The organism is Methylophaga sp. UBA2496, from assembly GCF_002341635.1.
Classification (GTDB): domain Bacteria; phylum Pseudomonadota; class Gammaproteobacteria; order Nitrosococcales; family Methylophagaceae; genus Methylophaga.
In genome coordinates this window covers 258,101-274,196 of record NZ_DDOK01000005.1, presented here as the reverse complement: position 1 = coordinate 274,196, position 16,096 = coordinate 258,101, and the positions used below count along the sequence as shown (strand labels likewise).

Genomic DNA, 16,096 nt, shown 5'->3' with positions numbered 1-16,096 from the left:
CGTTTATCGGTGAGGGATGTATTGAAGGTTTGGTCAATAACAAGCCATAAATATACGCATTAATATTTTACACCGTGGTAGTCAGTGTACGACAAAAATGCTTGGTTAAACCGAAAGTATAAGTTTATCTGCTGTGTGTTTGATTCAGATCAAGGGTCACACCACCCGCATCAGTGCTGGTGCTGTTCGCAGCCCTTAAATACTTGCTGTTCAACGGCTTCTTCCGGTAAGTCATCGGGAAAGGTATAAGCCAGGTTAATCGCCAGATCGACCACCCGTAAAAATTCGTCGTTTGCAAACTCAGGACGCATGGTCTGCTCTACGTCCTGTTTCGATTTACCGGATTGCTTGTGGTGATAGTAATCTCCGGTCAGATTGGCGATCAGTTCACACTGTTTATTGTTTTCCATTTCATCTGCAAAAAGCGGGAGACTTAAAAAACCAAGCAAGGGTAAAACCAAAATAGTAGATGTTTTCATCAGTTGCTCTGCGAGTGTTGTGTTAAAAGATAAACTTACGACTCGTCATTAAACAGTAAAAATCCAGCAGCTTATAAATAATTATTCTTTGGTCTGTTTATCTTTTATCGCCGTCTAAGGTGTGACTGAAAACATGCCAATCAATCCACGATGAATAAGATGTTTGTGACAATAAAAAAACGGTCTGTTAAGACCGCTTTTTTATTTGAATTGATTGTTTATCTAACTCTATGGCTGTGGGGTATTGAATATTTTTACTACCAGACCATTTTTTATAACGACATGAGTTTCCTGATTATCTACGATGCGATATAGCCATTTTTCGAAATGGTCGTTTACCTGATCTGAGTCAGCAACCTTCCTTAATACGGGGCGAGTATGTGAACTGATAAACGCTGGCTCCCAAAACTGACCGCATATTGTTTTTATGTCATCAGTGCTCATACCAATGGTGATGCTGTTACTTCCACAGGCCATACTTTCTTCGTGTGAAGAGGCATTCCCTGCAAATGCAGGGCCAGAGAGCAGGAGTGTCGCCATTGACACTGAAATAAGGTTAGATAAAAACATGATTTTTCTCACTATTCAGCCGCGGGCATCTGTAAAAACTCGTGACAATATGCGACTTTAAATAGCCTTTAGTCAACCGGTAAACCTGACTTATATCCAAAAAATATCTACTCTTTCACGAATTGCTCCGTGTATCTGGTTCATAAAGTCCGTGGTGACCCGGAAATTTAGATTTGAATCTTGACTGTGACTGATGTTTATATTGATGCTGAATCACCATTAACCGGATCGTTAATCAAATGTCGCTTAAACCAATATATATTCCTTACGCTGGCCCGACCCTCCTGGCAACATCACTTCTTAATAAAGGTACTGCATTCAGCGAAGCCGAGCGACAGCAGTTCAATCTCAGAGGCTTGATTCCGCAACGTTTTGAAACCATAAAACAACAGGCTGAACGGGCCTATCAGCAATATTCCAGTTTTATTGAACCGATTAACAAGCACATTTATCTGCGGACGATTCAGGATAATAATGAAACGCTGTTTTATTACCTGCTGGAACAGCATCTGCAGGAAATGATGCCGATCATTTACACCCCCACTGTGGGTGATGCGTGTGAGCGTTTTTCGCAAATCTATCGACGGGCAAGAGGCTTGTTTATTTCCTATCCGGATCGTCACAACATAGATGAAATACTGCTCAATGCCACTAAACGCAAAGTCAAAGTCATTGTCGTGACGGATGGCAGTCGTATTCTCGGTCTGGGGGATCAAGGCGTCGGTGGTATGGGTATCCCGATTGGCAAGCTTTCCCTATATACCGTCTGCGGTGGTATCAGCCCGGCGTATACCCTGCCCATCATGCTTGACGTTGGCACGGACAATGCTGAATTACTGAATAATCCCCAATATATTGGTTGGCAACATCCACGTATTGATGCTCAGCAATACGATGAGTTTATGGACTTGTTTATTAGCGCCATCAAAAAACGCTGGCCCAAGGTATTGTTACAGTTTGAGGACTTTGAACAACGCAAAGCCCTGCCGTTACTCAATCGTTATCGCGATGAATTGTGTTGTTTTAATGATGATATTCAGGGAACAGCAGCTGTCACCGTTGGTTCATTACTGGCCGCCTGTCGTGCCAAACAACAAACACTCTCGGAACAGACCATTGTATTTGTCGGTGCAGGCTCTGCTGGATGTGGCATCGCCGAGCAAATCGTGGCACAAATGATGACTGAAGGTACCAGTGAAGTTGATGCCCGCAAACACATTTTTATGATTGACCGACCGGGACTACTGACCCAATCGTTACCCGGGCTACCGGATTTTCAACAAAAACTAGCTCAACTCGATCTGGTTTGTGCTACCTGGAATATGTCGGGTATCAATGCCAACCTGGCAGAAGTGATTGATAATGCAAAACCGACCGTATTAATTGGTGTTTCCGGTCAGGCAGGGATTTTTACCGAAACCATTATCAAATCAATGTATTCGCATTGCCCAAAACCAATCATCTTCCCGTTAAGTAATCCATCCAAACAGATTGAAGCTCATCCTCAACAACTTATCGAATGGACAGATGGCAATGCACTTATAGCAACTGGTAGCCCTTTCACGCCGGTCGTTTATGATGGAAATTTTTACCCTATCGCTCAATGCAATAACAGTTACATTTTCCCGGGGCTGGGTCTCGCTGTGGTGGCAGCGGGTATCGAACGAATTACCGATGATATGTTAATAATCGCCAGTGAAGTGCTGGCGGCTGCATCGCCAATGGCGACCAGTGGTCACCAGGAACTTCTCCCCCCACTGACTGAAACGGCAGAACTCAGTAAAAAAATTGCTTTTGCAGTGGCCAAACTGGCTCAGCAAAAACGACTCGCCCCTGAAATGACTGAAAATACTTTATTACAGGCCATTGAAGATAACTTCTGGCTGCCACGTTATCGTGATTATCAACGGGTGAATGTTTAAAAAGCGAACATAAAAAAACGGCTTGCAAAGTTGTATCTGCAAGCCGTTTTTTTAAACTGATATTGCTTAGTTTAGAAGTCCATTGTGGCGCTTACCATTACGGTGCGAGGTGCACCAAGCGCCAAATAGCCTCTTCCGGGAAAACCACCCACCGAAGCCCAGTAGTTACGGTCAAACAAGTTGTGTACACGTGCCCTTAGTGTCACATCCTGATTTCCAACAGCCATAATATAACGGGCGCCAATATCAACCGTGGTCCAGTCATCGACTTTCAGCGTATTGGCGTCATCAGCATAACGTGAACCGGTATAAGTCACCCGGGTATCCAGCGCCAGACCATTCAAGTGCGGGACTTCCCATTCTGCACCGAGATTGCCCTGCCACTCAGCTACACCAATTACTTCATTGCCATCAATTAAGGCATCCCCGGTGTCTTTCTGTTCTGTATCCAGCCAGGTCACGCCACCCAAAACTTTGACATTGTCAGAAGCTTTGCCGTAAACGGTCAGTTCGATACCTTTATGTTCATCTTCTCCTGACTCTTGAAAGATATTATTTTCAATGACCGCTCTGGGTTTTGACGTTGTGAAATAGGCCAAGCCCAGACCTAACTGCCCCGTCTCATATTTGACGCCCACTTCTTTTTGTTCCGAAACATAGGGAGATAATGACTCTCCGACATTAATCACACCGGTGCTCGGTGCCGTCTCGCCTTGCGCTAAACTCTCAATATAGTTGGCATAGAGTGACACTTGATCAGTGACCCTGAACACGGCGCCGACTGCCGGGGTGATCTCACTGTCCTCATAAGAAGTCCGCACCCCTGCTGTCTCAAATTCTGAGTCACTACTATAGTTATCCACCCTGATTGACTGATGCCGGGCGCCCAGCGTCAATAACAAACGCTCATCCATAAAAGAGAGCGTGTCACCAATGGCAAAGCTATTCAGTTTTGTTCTGCCAGTTAACCCAGGCGAGTCGAGGTCATTGCCAAAGAATGTTCCGGTGGCAGCGCCACTACCAAATCCGGGTCTGTTGTAATAAACCGGATTGTATAAATTACTGTCCAGACGGCGCTCACCAAACTCACCAAGGAAGGCATTCTTTGTTTCCAATTGGAAATACGAATATGACACCACCCATTCATGCCCGACTGCGCCGGTATCAAAATTGCCTCTGAAGCCGATTTCCCCGGTATCAACCCGATCTTCGCGGGTATTATCAAATCTGCCCATCACACCCTCACCAGAACGAGCATCCTGAAGCGTAAAATTAGCTAGCGAATTATCCTCATCTGTCCGACGCAGACCATACGCTGCCCAGGCAGTCACATTGTCATTGAGATCATATTCTGCCCGGAAGGTGCCAAACACATCCTCTTCATTGGAATAGCTCCAGGGCTGTGCCCAATTCTTGCTCGCATCTGGCGCTTTCGGTACGACATCTGTTAAGCCGTTAATCGCTACATTGGTTCGGGTTTCATCTAATTGATGATTTTGATACCCCATATCCGCCGATAAACGCAGTCGATCACCCCGATAATCCAAACCGACGCTGAACAGGCTCAGCTCCGCGTTTTCATCGTCAATCGAAGTACCACCATTGTGATGGGCAGCATTGACTCGAATACCAAACTCTTGATTTTCACCGAAACGACGTGCCACATCCGCAGCGACATTGCGTTGATCATTGTGCGATGCACCGACAGTGATTCGGTTCAAATCATAGTTTGGAGCTCGTTTAGGGAGTAAATTAATCACACCTCCGATACCGTTCCCACCCGGAGCGGCACCTGTCAGAAATGCTGAGGCACCACGCAATACTTCAACGCGTTCAAATAACTCTGTCGCAATATATTGACGGGGTAACAACGAATACAGACCATTGTAGGCAACATCATCTGAATAAAGAAGAAAACCCCGAATGAAGTAGGTTTCCTGAAAGTTACCAAAGCCGCGAGCAACCCTGACACCGGGATCGGCTTGCAGGACGTCTCCGACGCTCTGCGCCTGACGGTCCTGAATAAATTCGTTGGTATAGCTGGTAATACTAAAAGGTGTATCCAGATTATCTTTAGTCCCCAGAATACCTGCACGTCCCCCCTCAGCAACTTGACCACCGGCAAAGGCTGGAGATAGACCTTCAGCAGAAGCATCGGCACTGGCTGTAACAGTAATGGCATCTAACACTGCAGAATCATTATCACTTTCTGCAGCCATTAAAGTCTGTGTTGCCAATAAAGCTAAACCAATGGATATCGCAAAAGGCGATAATTTTGTTTGCATCGGGGGTCTCCGGGGTAGATTTCAAAGGAATATATGCTACGCCCGACACACGCCAATGTAAACACTAATCATTTTCATTTAGATAGACAAGAACACCTGTGCAGCAGGTTAAACTGATACATTTAGGATTTAAAGAGTCAGGTTTGCTATTATTTGCCGGTCAAATACTGACATGTTGCCGTGTGATAGGACATGGACGACAGTAAAAGCAATCGGTTTGTCGCATGACAACCAGGATCATACTTTTTTATATATCAGGATTTTTATGCCAGAGATTATTATTGAAAAAAACCCCAGTGAAGCTCGTTTACAAGAACTGGGTGTGTCAGGTTGGGAAATTTGGGATTGCCCGGTCACTGAATTCCGTTTGGATTTTGATGAAACCGAAAAAGCCTACATTCTGGAAGGTGAAATTGTCGTTACACCAGACGGCGGCGAGCCAGTCACTATCGTTCCTGGTGATTATGCAATTTTCCCAACAGGTTTAAAAAGCATGTGGCAAGTCACTAAACAGCTGAAAAAACATTACAGCTACGATTAGTCAGTAATACATAAAGGCATCCTCGGATGCCTTTTTTACTTTTGCAATATGAACAACTTTTCGACAGGCTACCTGTCACAAAACTGAGTTTCAATTAATGGAGATTTTATGAAAGTCATCGCTTTTGCAGCCAGCAGTAGTAAACAATCCATCAATAAGCAGTTAGTCACTTATGCGGCAAGTCTGGTAGACAAGGCAGAGGTAGAAGTTCTTGATCTGAATGATTATGAGCTGCCTTTATTCAGTGTTGATATAGAAAAAGAACTGGGACAACCTGCTTTGGCACAAGCTTTTATTGCTAAATTGGGCAGTGCTGATGCATTGGTTATTTCGTTTGCAGAACACAATGGAAACTATTCAGCGGCATGGAAAAACCTGTTTGACTGGTGTTCTCGCATCGAACAAAAAATCTTTCAGAAAAAACCCACTATTCTTCTTTCAACATCTCCTGGTGAACGCGGTGGTGCAACAGTCATGGATATTGCGCTGAACGCCCTTCCTCGTTTTGCTGCAGAAATAAAAGGCAGTATGTCATTACCCTCTTTTTATGAAAATTTCGATGCAGACAGTGGGCGGGTTATTCATACTGACTATGATAAACAGTTGCACGAAACCATGAATAAACTGGCCTAAGGTCTGTTTGTCACATTTTTGAAATACAGTTGCAGTAATGTCGAAAAATTAAGTGTTTTAGATCATTTATTCATTATTTTGGGGATCCAGCATGAACGACTCAGCAGTTTTATTGGAATTAAAGAAAAAAGCCCAAAAACAACTTCGTAAAATCAGTGAAAAAAACTCCGTAAATAGTGAAAGAGCAAAGGCTTTATTATTACTTTCAGAAGGTGCCACTCAAACTGAGACGGCAGATCAAACTACATTAAGTCTTGGGCAGGTTCGATATTGGCTGGGACGTTACCGCACAAATGGAATTGACTGCTTTCCCGAGCCAGTTAAGACCAAACTGGACACAGACAACAAAGACAAAACTAAAAAAGACAAAAAATCTGCAAAAAAATTAAAAGCCAAAGTCAACAAATCCAAAAAAGCCGATAAGAATAAAAAGAAAGCCAACAAAAAAACAAAGTCCAAATAAACTGGAATGCTAACGACTGCAGGTGAAACGGTTCTATCGTTTCTGAACCTTTAAAGATAAGCTATCAAACCTGCCATAGCGAAAAAATCCTCTCACACAGGCTCTTGTTCCTGTAGAGCTTGGCGACATCTTTTTTTCAGCAAACCCATTTTTCCTCTAAATCAACAATGTGACTTATGTGTCATTAATTCAGGTTTTTTCTAAAGGTTTTCCTTAGATTGTCGACAACATTGCTGTACATAAGTCCTTCTGCAAGGAACTACATGTATAAGCTGGTAATTACACGATTTTGCGGTCTCTAAGGACATTGATATGAACATCCACAGCATTCGAACCAAAAGCTCATTACCGGTATTGGTCATGGGGTTAACCATTATTATCGTCATCTCGATGTTCTGGTGGATGATGTCATTACAAAACAATCTTATTGAAATTCAGTCTCGAAGCTTTATGCCAGCAAGTGAGGTTATTCTGAATGCTGATCGTGATCTTTACCAAGCCAAGTTAGCGCAATTAAATATTCTTTCCGGACAATCTGATGCCGAACAACAGGAAGCAGACCGGCAGGAAAATATCCAGCAAGTTGCAGCGCGTTATGCTGATTACAGAGCGTACCTGAAAGACTTTCCGGAAATAGCAGGTGATCCGGCAGTATTTGATCAGGCTTATCAGGAGTGGGTAAGCTCATCCAACGCTTTAATTGAAGCTTTTAATAACAAGCTTTCATTAAATCGCCTTGGACAGGTTGAAGATCAGGAGTTTGCCGAATTGAGGGATATTCTTGATAAATCAGGTGAAGCAGTTATTACCGGTTTTGAGGTCATCGAAAAAGAATTGGCTGCTGCTATCCGTACCAAAATGACGTTTACTTTTATTGCTGTTGGTATTGTCTTGTTGATTGCCTTAACGTTCAGTTATCTGATTCCTAAAAAGCTGACAGATGATATTAACTACCTGGTGAAACGTATCAATGAAATCGCTTCAGGTGATGGTGATCTCACCGCAAGAATAGACGTGTCTTCCAAAGATGAATTTGGCAATCTGGCCCAAGCCTTTAACGTATTTGTTTCCAACCTGCAGGATCTGATAAAAAACATCCTGTCACAAGTCGGCAACCTGGGAAGTCTGACTGCCAGTCTCTCAGATGCCTCAGAACATACTAAAAGCATTAACCATAAGTTAAATTTATCAACTGAATCCATTGTAAGCGCCGTTCATGAAATGACTCTGGCCAATAAGGAAATGGCACAGGTTGCTACGAACTCAGCATCAGAAGCCGATAAAACTGCTGGTTTAGCGGATCGGGGTATGGCCGTTGTCAGAACATCGAATGAAAAAATTTCGGCCCTGATCCGTAATATGGATTTGGTCTTGAATTCGTCTCAGGAACTGGAAACCAACTCAAATAATATAGTGACGGTATTGGATGTTATTCGTGGTGTTGCCGAACAAACCAATTTACTGGCGTTGAATGCAGCCATTGAAGCCGCTCGTGCTGGCGAACATGGCCGTGGCTTTGCCGTTGTAGCAGATGAGGTCCGCACCCTGGCGACCCGAACTCAGCAAAGTACTAATGACATAGATAAAATCATTCAGCAATTACAGCTTTCCGTCAGTGCATCTTCCAAGGCTATCTCTGAAGGTAAAGTGAATGCAGATGAAACCGCGAGTACTTTTGTCGAAGCCGATGTGGTCTTCCATGAAATCCAGGAATCTTCTAACCGTGTTAACGACATGGCAACTCAAACTGCTCAGGCAACTGAGGAACAAACCTGTGTTGCCGAAGAGATCAGTAAAAATCTGCATGGCCTGAATGAACAGACAGAATCGGCCAGTGAAGTCGCTGAAACCGGTGAAGAGCTCTCCCAGGAAATCAGACGCTTTTCAGACGCTATGAAACAAATGATGAGTCGCTTTAAGGTTTAGATATTAATCAGGAGTGGGCCGAAGACCACATTGTTCCAGCAAATCCTGCCAGGCTTCAGTGTGCGCTTTAACTTGTTGCTGATACTTGCTCCAAAGCCCTTTATCATTATCCCAACGTAAACTTTGATCGTAATAGGGCCGAAAAGAGTCCGGCATGACATGCTGTTGGATGTCAGCCAGTTCGGCTAATGGTTTGAATAACTGTTCGGCTCCACGATTCACGCTGGACAGATATGGCTGAACGTTAGCGATGTAGACATTGAAGAACACCGACTCTACAATTTTTGCCTTATTATTGGGTTGACCTTGTGGACATAAGGTTTTTTGATGAATTCGCTGTTTCAGGATTTGTGTTGCATCATCAAGCCTGCTGGCCAGTAATCTCACACTATTGTGCAACTGACCTGCCCTGCTTCCATATTGCCAGCGCTGTTGTATATCACCCACGTAATTCAGATCATCTGCATAATCACCAGCTTGGAGCTTTCTGACAACCGAATTTAAATAGTTAATATCATTAGAATATGTCGATATTTCATGCTGGCTCTGTTCGGGCTGATACAGCCCATTGGACAGGCTCATCAATCTGGCTATTTCATCAGTTCCCCAGGTAGCATTCCAGATAATTAGTGGTAAAGACTGCTGTTTTGTTTCAATCGCTTCTGAAACTTTTTGTCGCAAGTTGTCGTTATCAATCTCTGCTAAACATACCCTGGCCGCTTCAATAAAACGTAATTCATAACGCAGATTATTCAACGGCTGCATGACTCGGCCCATAATCGAGTTTTTCTCACCGACAACAAATTGCAATTCACAACCATACAACGCCAAAAAGTCGAGCATATTTATCTCGGTTTCCGGGATTGATAACTTGCGCTCCCGAGGTCTGGGTATTCTTTCAATATAAATTAAATCAGAGTATTTCGGCTCAACATCCAGTACATGGCCTAACCTTTTTACATACTCATCCATCATGGTTTCAGGTTTAGCGAACGGGTCGCAGCCAATCAACCCGAACAGGCAAGTTAACAGGAATGTAATTCGATACGGAACAGACATTAATAATGCGTTTTTAACCAAAAACTGGGAACCTATTTTTCAGACACTTTAAATAGGTTAAAGACTCGTTTTAAATTTATTGTATGCTCTTGATTAGGTGTAAAAACAAAGGATCAACTCCTTGACCAATAAATTGAATATGTCTCATCCGATTGTAAGCGATGATTATTTTCAGCAATGGCAGGATCTGATTGATTTGTTAGCTGAGTTTATGGAAACACCAGCGGCTTTGTTGACGTGTATTAACAGCTATGATCAACTTGTTGTAAAAGTAAAAAATCGAGCACCTGAAAACCCTTATCAAATCAATAAACAATTTCAATTGACCGGTTCAGGAAGGTACTGCGAATTTGTTATTGATCATCAGCAAACCCTGTTTGTCGCCAATGCCAATGAGGACGATAACTGGAAAGATAAGTATGATTCCAGATTAGGCATGATCAATTATCTGGGCGTCCCCGTCAGCTGGCCTAATGGTGATCCGTTTGGTTCATTGTGTGTTCTGGATACAAAAACGCATTATTACAGTGAATTGCAACGCAAAATGCTGGTGCAGTTACGTAATATATTTGAAGCCCACCTGGATATTCTGGAAAAGAACTTTGAACTGGAAGAAGTCGCAACAACATTAGAATATCTTGCCAATACGGATGATTTAACTGGGATCTGGAATCGCAGGGCATTTATTGCTCAAGCAGAAACCGAATTGCAACGTACCTCCCGTCATAATCGAACATTATGTTTATTGATGTTTGATATCGATGACTTTAAACGTATAAATGATCTGCATGGCCATAACACCGGCGATGAGGCCATAAAGTTATTCAGCGAATGCATTATGAGTTCAAAGCGTTCGTACGATATTTTTGGTCGTATTGGTGGTGAAGAGTTTGCCATGGTTTTACCGGAAACCGATCTGGCTTCAGCGCTGACGCTAGCAGAACGGATGCGTGAGTGTGTAGAGCAATTAAGTCTGCCGTTAGTCAGTGGCGAAAAAGTAACCTTTACCGTCAGCATTGGTCTGACCGAGTATTGTGAACAGGATGATGGTATTTTTGCCCTGCTCAGCCGAGCAGATCGCAATCTTTATGCTGCGAAGCATCAAGGAAAAAACTGTGTTGTGTCGTGATTTTTTTAGTAATTCTGCTATTCTCAAATAGCATTAATTCCTGTTTATATAGCCTATGTTAAGTCTGCGTTAATTCTCGAACGTTATACTCATCAGCATTTCTACAGCAGGAGCGATGTATGGCGAAGGCCAAAAACCGACTGCAGGCACTTGATGCATTGCGAGGAATTGCAGCGTTAGGCGTAGTTCTTTTTCATTATTTTCCTTATTACAACGAATTGTACGGTCATGCATTCACTCCGCCCGATGTGCTGGAATTTGGTCGTTATGGCGTTCATTTATTTTTCATGCTTAGTGGTTTTGTCATTTTCATGACTCTGGAGAGAACACAACATGCAGGCAAATTTGGTTTAGCCCGCGCTTTTCGATTATTACCCGCTTTATGGGTTGGCATTATTCTGACTTTCATGGCTGTTCATCTACTTGGCCCTCCTGATCGAACTGTTCCGTTGAGTTCAGCCCTGATGAACTTCACGCTGCTTCACAGTTATTTTAATCATGCCCATGTAGATGGAGCCTACTGGAGCCTGGTGATTGAGGTCACATTTTATGTCTGGATGGCGTTACTGTTTTATACCTTGAAAAGCTGGCAATTGTTACGCATCGTTTTATTCGGTTGGATCATAATCAGTTATCTCGCTGTGATGAATATGGAAAATTTATCTCACACAATGCTGTTCATTACTCACGAATTACTGTTTGTCTTGTATGCACCTTTGTTTATCAGTGGGATTTTATTGTACAACTGGCATAAATCGGGCAGTTTGCCTGCAATAGACGTTTTTTTTCTTGCGCTGGCAATGAGTCATGCTCTGATTGCCTATCCTGCACCGTTCAATATTTTTGTATTAGCGTGCTATGGCGTGTTTGTTATGGCCATAAGCGGTTATTTGAATTTTATTGTTAACACCATCACCCTCTGGTTAGGTAGCCTGTCATATTCGCTGTATTTGATACACCAGAACATTGGTTATGGAATCATCGATCAGAGCTACGCAATGGGTTTATCAGGGTTAACAGGCGTAACAATGGCTGTTGTTGTATCTTTTCTTCTGGCAACACTTATCCATTATTACGTCGAGAAACCGTGCCTGACATGGTTTCGTCAAAGGCGACAAAAGCGCACACCTGTACCAGTAATGAATTAGCATTGTGACTTGAAGCCGAGAACAGTGTTTACTCAAGCCCCATACTATTTCGTTTTTTACAAAAATATGTTTTGACCTTTACAAATAATCTCTATATAGTCGATTGTGCTTGCAAGTACGACAGATATTTGTTTTCAAGTTCGATGTTTCCGCTTTAATGTTAGATCCAAAGAGTACTCGTCCTGTTTTCAAAATACCCGCTCCACTTACAGCAAACCCGCCCGCATGGGCATTTTTAGATTTACAAAAAATAGGATGATTTATGTCTTCAACTGGAACAGTTAAATGGTTTAACGAAGCTAAAGGCTTTGGTTTTATCGAACAAGAAAACGGCCCTGACGTTTTCGCACATTTCCGTCAAATCCAAGGTGACGGTTTCAAAACATTGACTGAAGGCCAACGTGTAACATTTGATGTTACTCAAGGTCAAAAAGGTCCACAAGCTGAAAATATCGTTCCTGCTTAATTGCACACGATATAACAGTTTGTCTTTCACCTCTCGGTGAAACGAAAAGCCCCTTAACCGGGGCTTTTTTGTATCTGGGTGTTATTCAACACTGTCAGCTTCCACAACATTACGGGCAAAACTCTGATATTGCATCCACATGTCCTGTGCCATAGTATCTGGAAACACATGAAATTGCCCCGCTTTAAGGCCATCAATAATTGCTTTTGCAACGGTATCAGCAGTTTCTGCAATATCATTAAACCCAGCCTCTTTTGCCATATCGGTTGCTATTGGCCCGGGATGCACACTCATTACTCTGGTGCCTTGTTCAGCAAGCTGCTCCTGTAAGGCCTGAGTTAATGAATAAGCTGCGGCTTTAGAGGCTGCATAGCTTGAAAAGGCCGGGAAAGATCTTAATGAAGCAATTGAATTAAGCTGAACAAAGGCCCCGCCACCATTTGATTTCAATACAGGCGCAAAGGCCTGAGCCATATAGAGCAAACCGTTTACATTAACTGCCATCTGCGTTTGTAAGGCTTCAACCACACGATCATCTAACGGCATTGCCATTAGCAAAATACCTGCATTATTTACGACCAGATCAACATCATTGGCTTTTTTGGCAGCAGCAAATATGGTTTCTGGCTTTGCTAAATCTACCGCAATGGCAACAAGCTGTTCGGGATATTGCGCTAATAATGCATCAGCTGATGCGACATCACGAACGGCCAAATAAATTTTGCTGACACCTGCGTGGATAAAAGCCTCGACAATCGCTTTACCAATACCCCGGTTAGCCCCTGTCACTAAGGCTGTTTTACCTGTTATGTCATAGGTTACATTCATCTAAATCCCTCCCGCTTTTCACATAAATCAGCTATTGTATTTAAAAGTCCTATTCAGACCCGCTTGATTCGACGCTTGTGCTCACCTACATTAGCAGTCTTTTAGCACATCATACGGAATGGTCATGGATATCCAGCAAATTGAAACCCTCTTTTTTCAATCACTGAGCATTGCCATGGACTGGGCAAGTAGTCCGAAATTTTATTCCCAAATCGGGTTGATTGTTTTAGCCAGCCTGCTGGCATATTCCATTGCCAGTTTTTTAAAAAACCGCTCACCGCTATTAAGACAACTTCCAGCGTCAGGTCCTTTACTCAAATTTCGTAACAGCATTTATCGCAGCCGCGATTTGATCCTGCCGTTAATGTTGATCATGGCGTTTTCAGTTGCTGCTGATATCAGCCATTTATGGATCGGCCAAAGCTGGTTAATTCAGGTTTGTATGAGCTGGGCAGTCATTTTTATGCTCTATAAGCTGATCGATCGACTCGTACATAAAGCCCTATTCAAGAAACTGGCGCTTTGGGTTATTTTACCTATTGCAATTCTGCATCTGTTTGGCTGGCTTGACACGGTCATTGCTTATCTCGAATCCATGTCGTTTCAGGTTGGCAATATCAACATTTCCGCTTATGGGATTGTCCGGGTATTGATATTCGGCTCGATTTTGTTCTGGTTAGGCCGTATTTCAAGCAATGCCGGACAACAAATTATCCGCAGTCAGGAAGATTTGGATATTGGTACCCGTGAGGTATTTGCCAAACTGTTTCAAATTGCCCTGTTTTTCATCGTATTTATTCTGCTATTACAGATTATGGGTATTAACCTCACCGCTCTCGCAGTATTCGGTGGTGCGTTAGGTGTGGGGTTGGGGTTTGGTTTACAGTCTATTGCTTCCAATTTTATCTCCGGCATTATTCTGCTACTTGAACGTTCTTTAAGTGTTGGCGATTACATCGAAATGGAAGACGGACGTAAAGGTATTATCCGCGAACTCAATATGCGTTCAACCACACTGGAAACCTTTGATGGCAAAGATATTATGGTGCCTAATGAACAGTTTATAACGACCAGTTTTACCAACTGGACGCACAAAAATATCAAGCAACGTTACGATATTGAATTCCAGGTCTCTTACAAAACTGATTTGCACTTTCTATTTGAATTATTACGTGAAGTCGTGGCCAGTCATCCAAGGGTTATTAGTGGTGATGATATTCCAATTGAAGAACGCCCTGATGCTGAAATTGCAGGCTTTGGTGACTCAGGGGTCGATATCCTGATCGAGTTCTGGATGGAAGGCATAGATGATGGGGAAAATCGAGTCGGTGCGGATCTGTTACTGATGATTTGGGATGCTTTAAAGGAACACAATATCGAAATTCCTTATCCACAGCGTGAAGTTAAAATTCTTAATGCAGATGAAAGACGGTTTAAGGATTCAGGAAAATCCTGAGTGTCATTGAGCTAATTACTGATAAAAATAGTTTTCCTCAAGCGTATTATTTAATCCGTAACAAGAAATTATTTCTTAATAAATTTGGAGAAATCGACATGTGGACTAAACCAGAATACTCAGATATGCGTTTTGGCTTTGAAGTTACTATGTACATCTGCAACCGTTAATCTGCAGACAAGCTAAACATCAAAAAGCCCCGACATTGTTCGGGGCTTTTTTTTTGCCTGCCATTTTTACGTTATGCTAGGGTCTGTTGATCTTTCATAGCCGCCTCTGTTGTGACTGAAAATGCACCAATCAAGGCGCGGGAATGTCGTTTGTGAGATACATCCGTGTATCTCACCCCTTCGGGGCTGACGCTCAAAAACGTTTATCTCCATGGATGGAGTGTATGCAAAAGCAATGTCTGGAACATTGCTTGTCCCGACGTTTTTGTAGTCGTTCTAAATAAATGACGAATAACGCAGAGTGGTGGATTTTCTGGCACAACCCGAAGGGCTGGGACTATTTTTCCGCCCCACGGTGTTGGACGAAAAAATAGCCTCCAGCAGTGGTGGCTATGAAAGATCAACAGACCCTAGTCCTGACCAGTTATTGGAGAGGCATCATGACTCAACATACTGATTTACAGCAGGAGATTGTTGATAGCGCAGTCAAACTGGCTTCTGCCACATCATGGGAATCCCTTCGTTTAGTCGAAATTGCAGCTGATTTGAATATTTCACTGGCTGATATGTATGGTTGTTTCGCTGAAAAAGAACAAATCAGCGATGCCTGGTTTGATCGGGCCGACCTGAATATGCTCAACTCAATCCAGTCATCCATATTTCCAACACTAAACAATCAGCAGAAATTTCATCATTTGTTAATGGCCTGGCTGGAACCCCTGGCATTAAATCAGCGTGTTACCCGACAAATGATCGTGAATAAACTGGAACCGGGGCATCTGCATATCCAGGTACCCGCTTTGCTGCGGATCAGCCGAACAGTTCAGTGGTTACGGGAAGCTTCAGCACAACATTCCACATTGCCATGGCGGGCCGTTGATGAAACGGTGCTGACCGGTATCTATCTGCTTACATTCTGCAGTTGGCTTACCGATAATAGTCCACAATTTAATCGAACCAGACGCATTCTTGATAAACAATTGATGATGGCGAAAACATTACGATTCCTTAAATAACTAAG

General features: G+C 42.9%; 16 protein-coding genes. 11 read left to right on the top strand and 5 right to left on the bottom strand.

Annotation, left to right across the window (positions count from 1 at the left end; translation table 11 throughout):
* Window positions 1–170: 170 nt before the first annotated feature.
* Both B2W60_RS08460 and B2W60_RS08455 read right to left on the bottom strand, forming a co-directional pair.
* Window positions 171–479: a hypothetical protein gene (locus tag B2W60_RS08460; protein ID WP_292359744.1), complete on the bottom strand. Its 309-nt coding sequence runs from the start codon at window positions 477–479 to the stop codon at window positions 171–173.
* A 228-nt stretch (window positions 480–707) separates the two neighbouring features.
* Complete coding sequence (locus tag B2W60_RS08455) at window positions 708–1,049, bottom strand: DUF2845 domain-containing protein (protein ID WP_292359746.1); 342 nt, start codon at window positions 1,047–1,049, stop codon at window positions 708–710.
* A 239-nt stretch (window positions 1,050–1,288) separates the two neighbouring features.
* Between B2W60_RS08455 and B2W60_RS08450 the strand changes: the two genes are divergently transcribed.
* Complete coding sequence (locus B2W60_RS08450; RefSeq protein WP_292359748.1) at window positions 1,289–2,971, top strand: NAD-dependent malic enzyme; 1,683 nt, start codon at window positions 1,289–1,291, stop codon at window positions 2,969–2,971.
* A 71-nt stretch (window positions 2,972–3,042) separates the two neighbouring features.
* On the opposite strand, the gene B2W60_RS08445 is transcribed toward B2W60_RS08450, so the two are convergent.
* Window positions 3,043–5,256, bottom strand: coding sequence for a TonB-dependent receptor (locus B2W60_RS08445; protein WP_292359750.1), 2,214 nt, complete (start codon window positions 5,254–5,256; stop codon window positions 3,043–3,045).
* 265 nt (window positions 5,257–5,521) lie between these two features.
* Here B2W60_RS08445 and B2W60_RS08440 point away from each other — a divergent pair, with 265 nt between their 5' ends.
* The 4 genes from B2W60_RS08440 (at window position 5,522) to B2W60_RS08425 (ending at window position 8,819) form a co-directional block, all read left to right on the top strand.
* A complete protein-coding gene (locus tag B2W60_RS08440) occupies window positions 5,522–5,797 on the top strand; it encodes a cupin domain-containing protein (RefSeq protein ID WP_292359752.1) in 276 nt (91 codons plus the stop codon).
* Window positions 5,798–5,905: 108 nt separating this feature from the next.
* Window positions 5,906–6,430 (top strand): NADPH-dependent FMN reductase, encoded by a 525-nt coding sequence (locus B2W60_RS08435; RefSeq protein WP_292359754.1) that lies wholly within the window; start codon window positions 5,906–5,908, stop codon window positions 6,428–6,430.
* Window positions 6,431–6,521: 91 nt separating this feature from the next.
* Window positions 6,522–6,893, top strand: coding sequence for a helix-turn-helix domain-containing protein (locus B2W60_RS08430; protein ID WP_292359756.1), 372 nt, complete (start codon window positions 6,522–6,524; stop codon window positions 6,891–6,893).
* Window positions 6,894–7,205: 312 nt separating this feature from the next.
* Complete coding sequence (locus B2W60_RS08425) at window positions 7,206–8,819, top strand: methyl-accepting chemotaxis protein (RefSeq protein ID WP_292359758.1); 1,614 nt, start codon at window positions 7,206–7,208, stop codon at window positions 8,817–8,819.
* Between the two features lie 3 nt (window positions 8,820–8,822).
* Here the strand turns inward: B2W60_RS08425 and B2W60_RS08420 are convergent, their stop codons facing one another.
* On the bottom strand, window positions 8,823–9,899 hold the full coding sequence (locus B2W60_RS08420) for a DUF3080 family protein (RefSeq protein ID WP_292359760.1): 1,077 nt from the start codon (window positions 9,897–9,899) through the stop codon (window positions 8,823–8,825).
* 100 nt (window positions 9,900–9,999) lie between these two features.
* Here B2W60_RS08420 and B2W60_RS08415 point away from each other — a divergent pair, with 100 nt between their 5' ends.
* The 3 genes from B2W60_RS08415 (at window position 10,000) to B2W60_RS08405 (ending at window position 12,621) form a co-directional block, all read left to right on the top strand.
* Window positions 10,000–11,007, top strand: coding sequence for a sensor domain-containing diguanylate cyclase (locus B2W60_RS08415; RefSeq protein ID WP_292359762.1), 1,008 nt, complete (start codon window positions 10,000–10,002; stop codon window positions 11,005–11,007).
* A 119-nt stretch (window positions 11,008–11,126) separates the two neighbouring features.
* Window positions 11,127–12,155, top strand: a complete 1,029-nt coding sequence (locus tag B2W60_RS08410) for an acyltransferase family protein (protein WP_292359763.1) — start codon at window positions 11,127–11,129, stop codon at window positions 12,153–12,155.
* Window positions 12,156–12,417: 262 nt separating this feature from the next.
* The gene (locus B2W60_RS08405) at window positions 12,418–12,621 is read left to right on the top strand and encodes a cold-shock protein (protein WP_014706925.1); all 204 of its coding nucleotides are present in this window, start codon (window positions 12,418–12,420) and stop codon (window positions 12,619–12,621) included.
* 81 nt (window positions 12,622–12,702) lie between these two features.
* Here the strand turns inward: B2W60_RS08405 and B2W60_RS08400 are convergent, their stop codons facing one another.
* Window positions 12,703–13,449, bottom strand: a complete 747-nt coding sequence (locus B2W60_RS08400) for an SDR family oxidoreductase (protein WP_292359765.1) — start codon at window positions 13,447–13,449, stop codon at window positions 12,703–12,705.
* 124 nt (window positions 13,450–13,573) lie between these two features.
* Between B2W60_RS08400 and B2W60_RS08395 the strand changes: the two genes are divergently transcribed.
* From B2W60_RS08395 to B2W60_RS08385, 3 genes are all read left to right on the top strand, one after another.
* Window positions 13,574–14,905 carry a mechanosensitive ion channel family protein gene (locus B2W60_RS08395; RefSeq protein WP_292359766.1) on the top strand — a complete coding sequence of 444 codons (1,332 nt, stop codon included), beginning with the start codon at window positions 13,574–13,576 and terminating at the stop codon, window positions 14,903–14,905.
* 98 nt (window positions 14,906–15,003) lie between these two features.
* The gene (gene pqqA / locus B2W60_RS08390; protein WP_081443609.1) at window positions 15,004–15,075 is read left to right on the top strand and encodes a pyrroloquinoline quinone precursor peptide PqqA; all 72 of its coding nucleotides are present in this window, start codon (window positions 15,004–15,006) and stop codon (window positions 15,073–15,075) included.
* A gap of 440 nt (window positions 15,076–15,515) precedes the next feature.
* The gene (locus tag B2W60_RS08385) at window positions 15,516–16,091 is read left to right on the top strand and encodes a TetR/AcrR family transcriptional regulator (protein WP_292359768.1); all 576 of its coding nucleotides are present in this window, start codon (window positions 15,516–15,518) and stop codon (window positions 16,089–16,091) included.
* The last annotated feature ends 5 nt before the right edge of the window (window positions 16,092–16,096 follow it).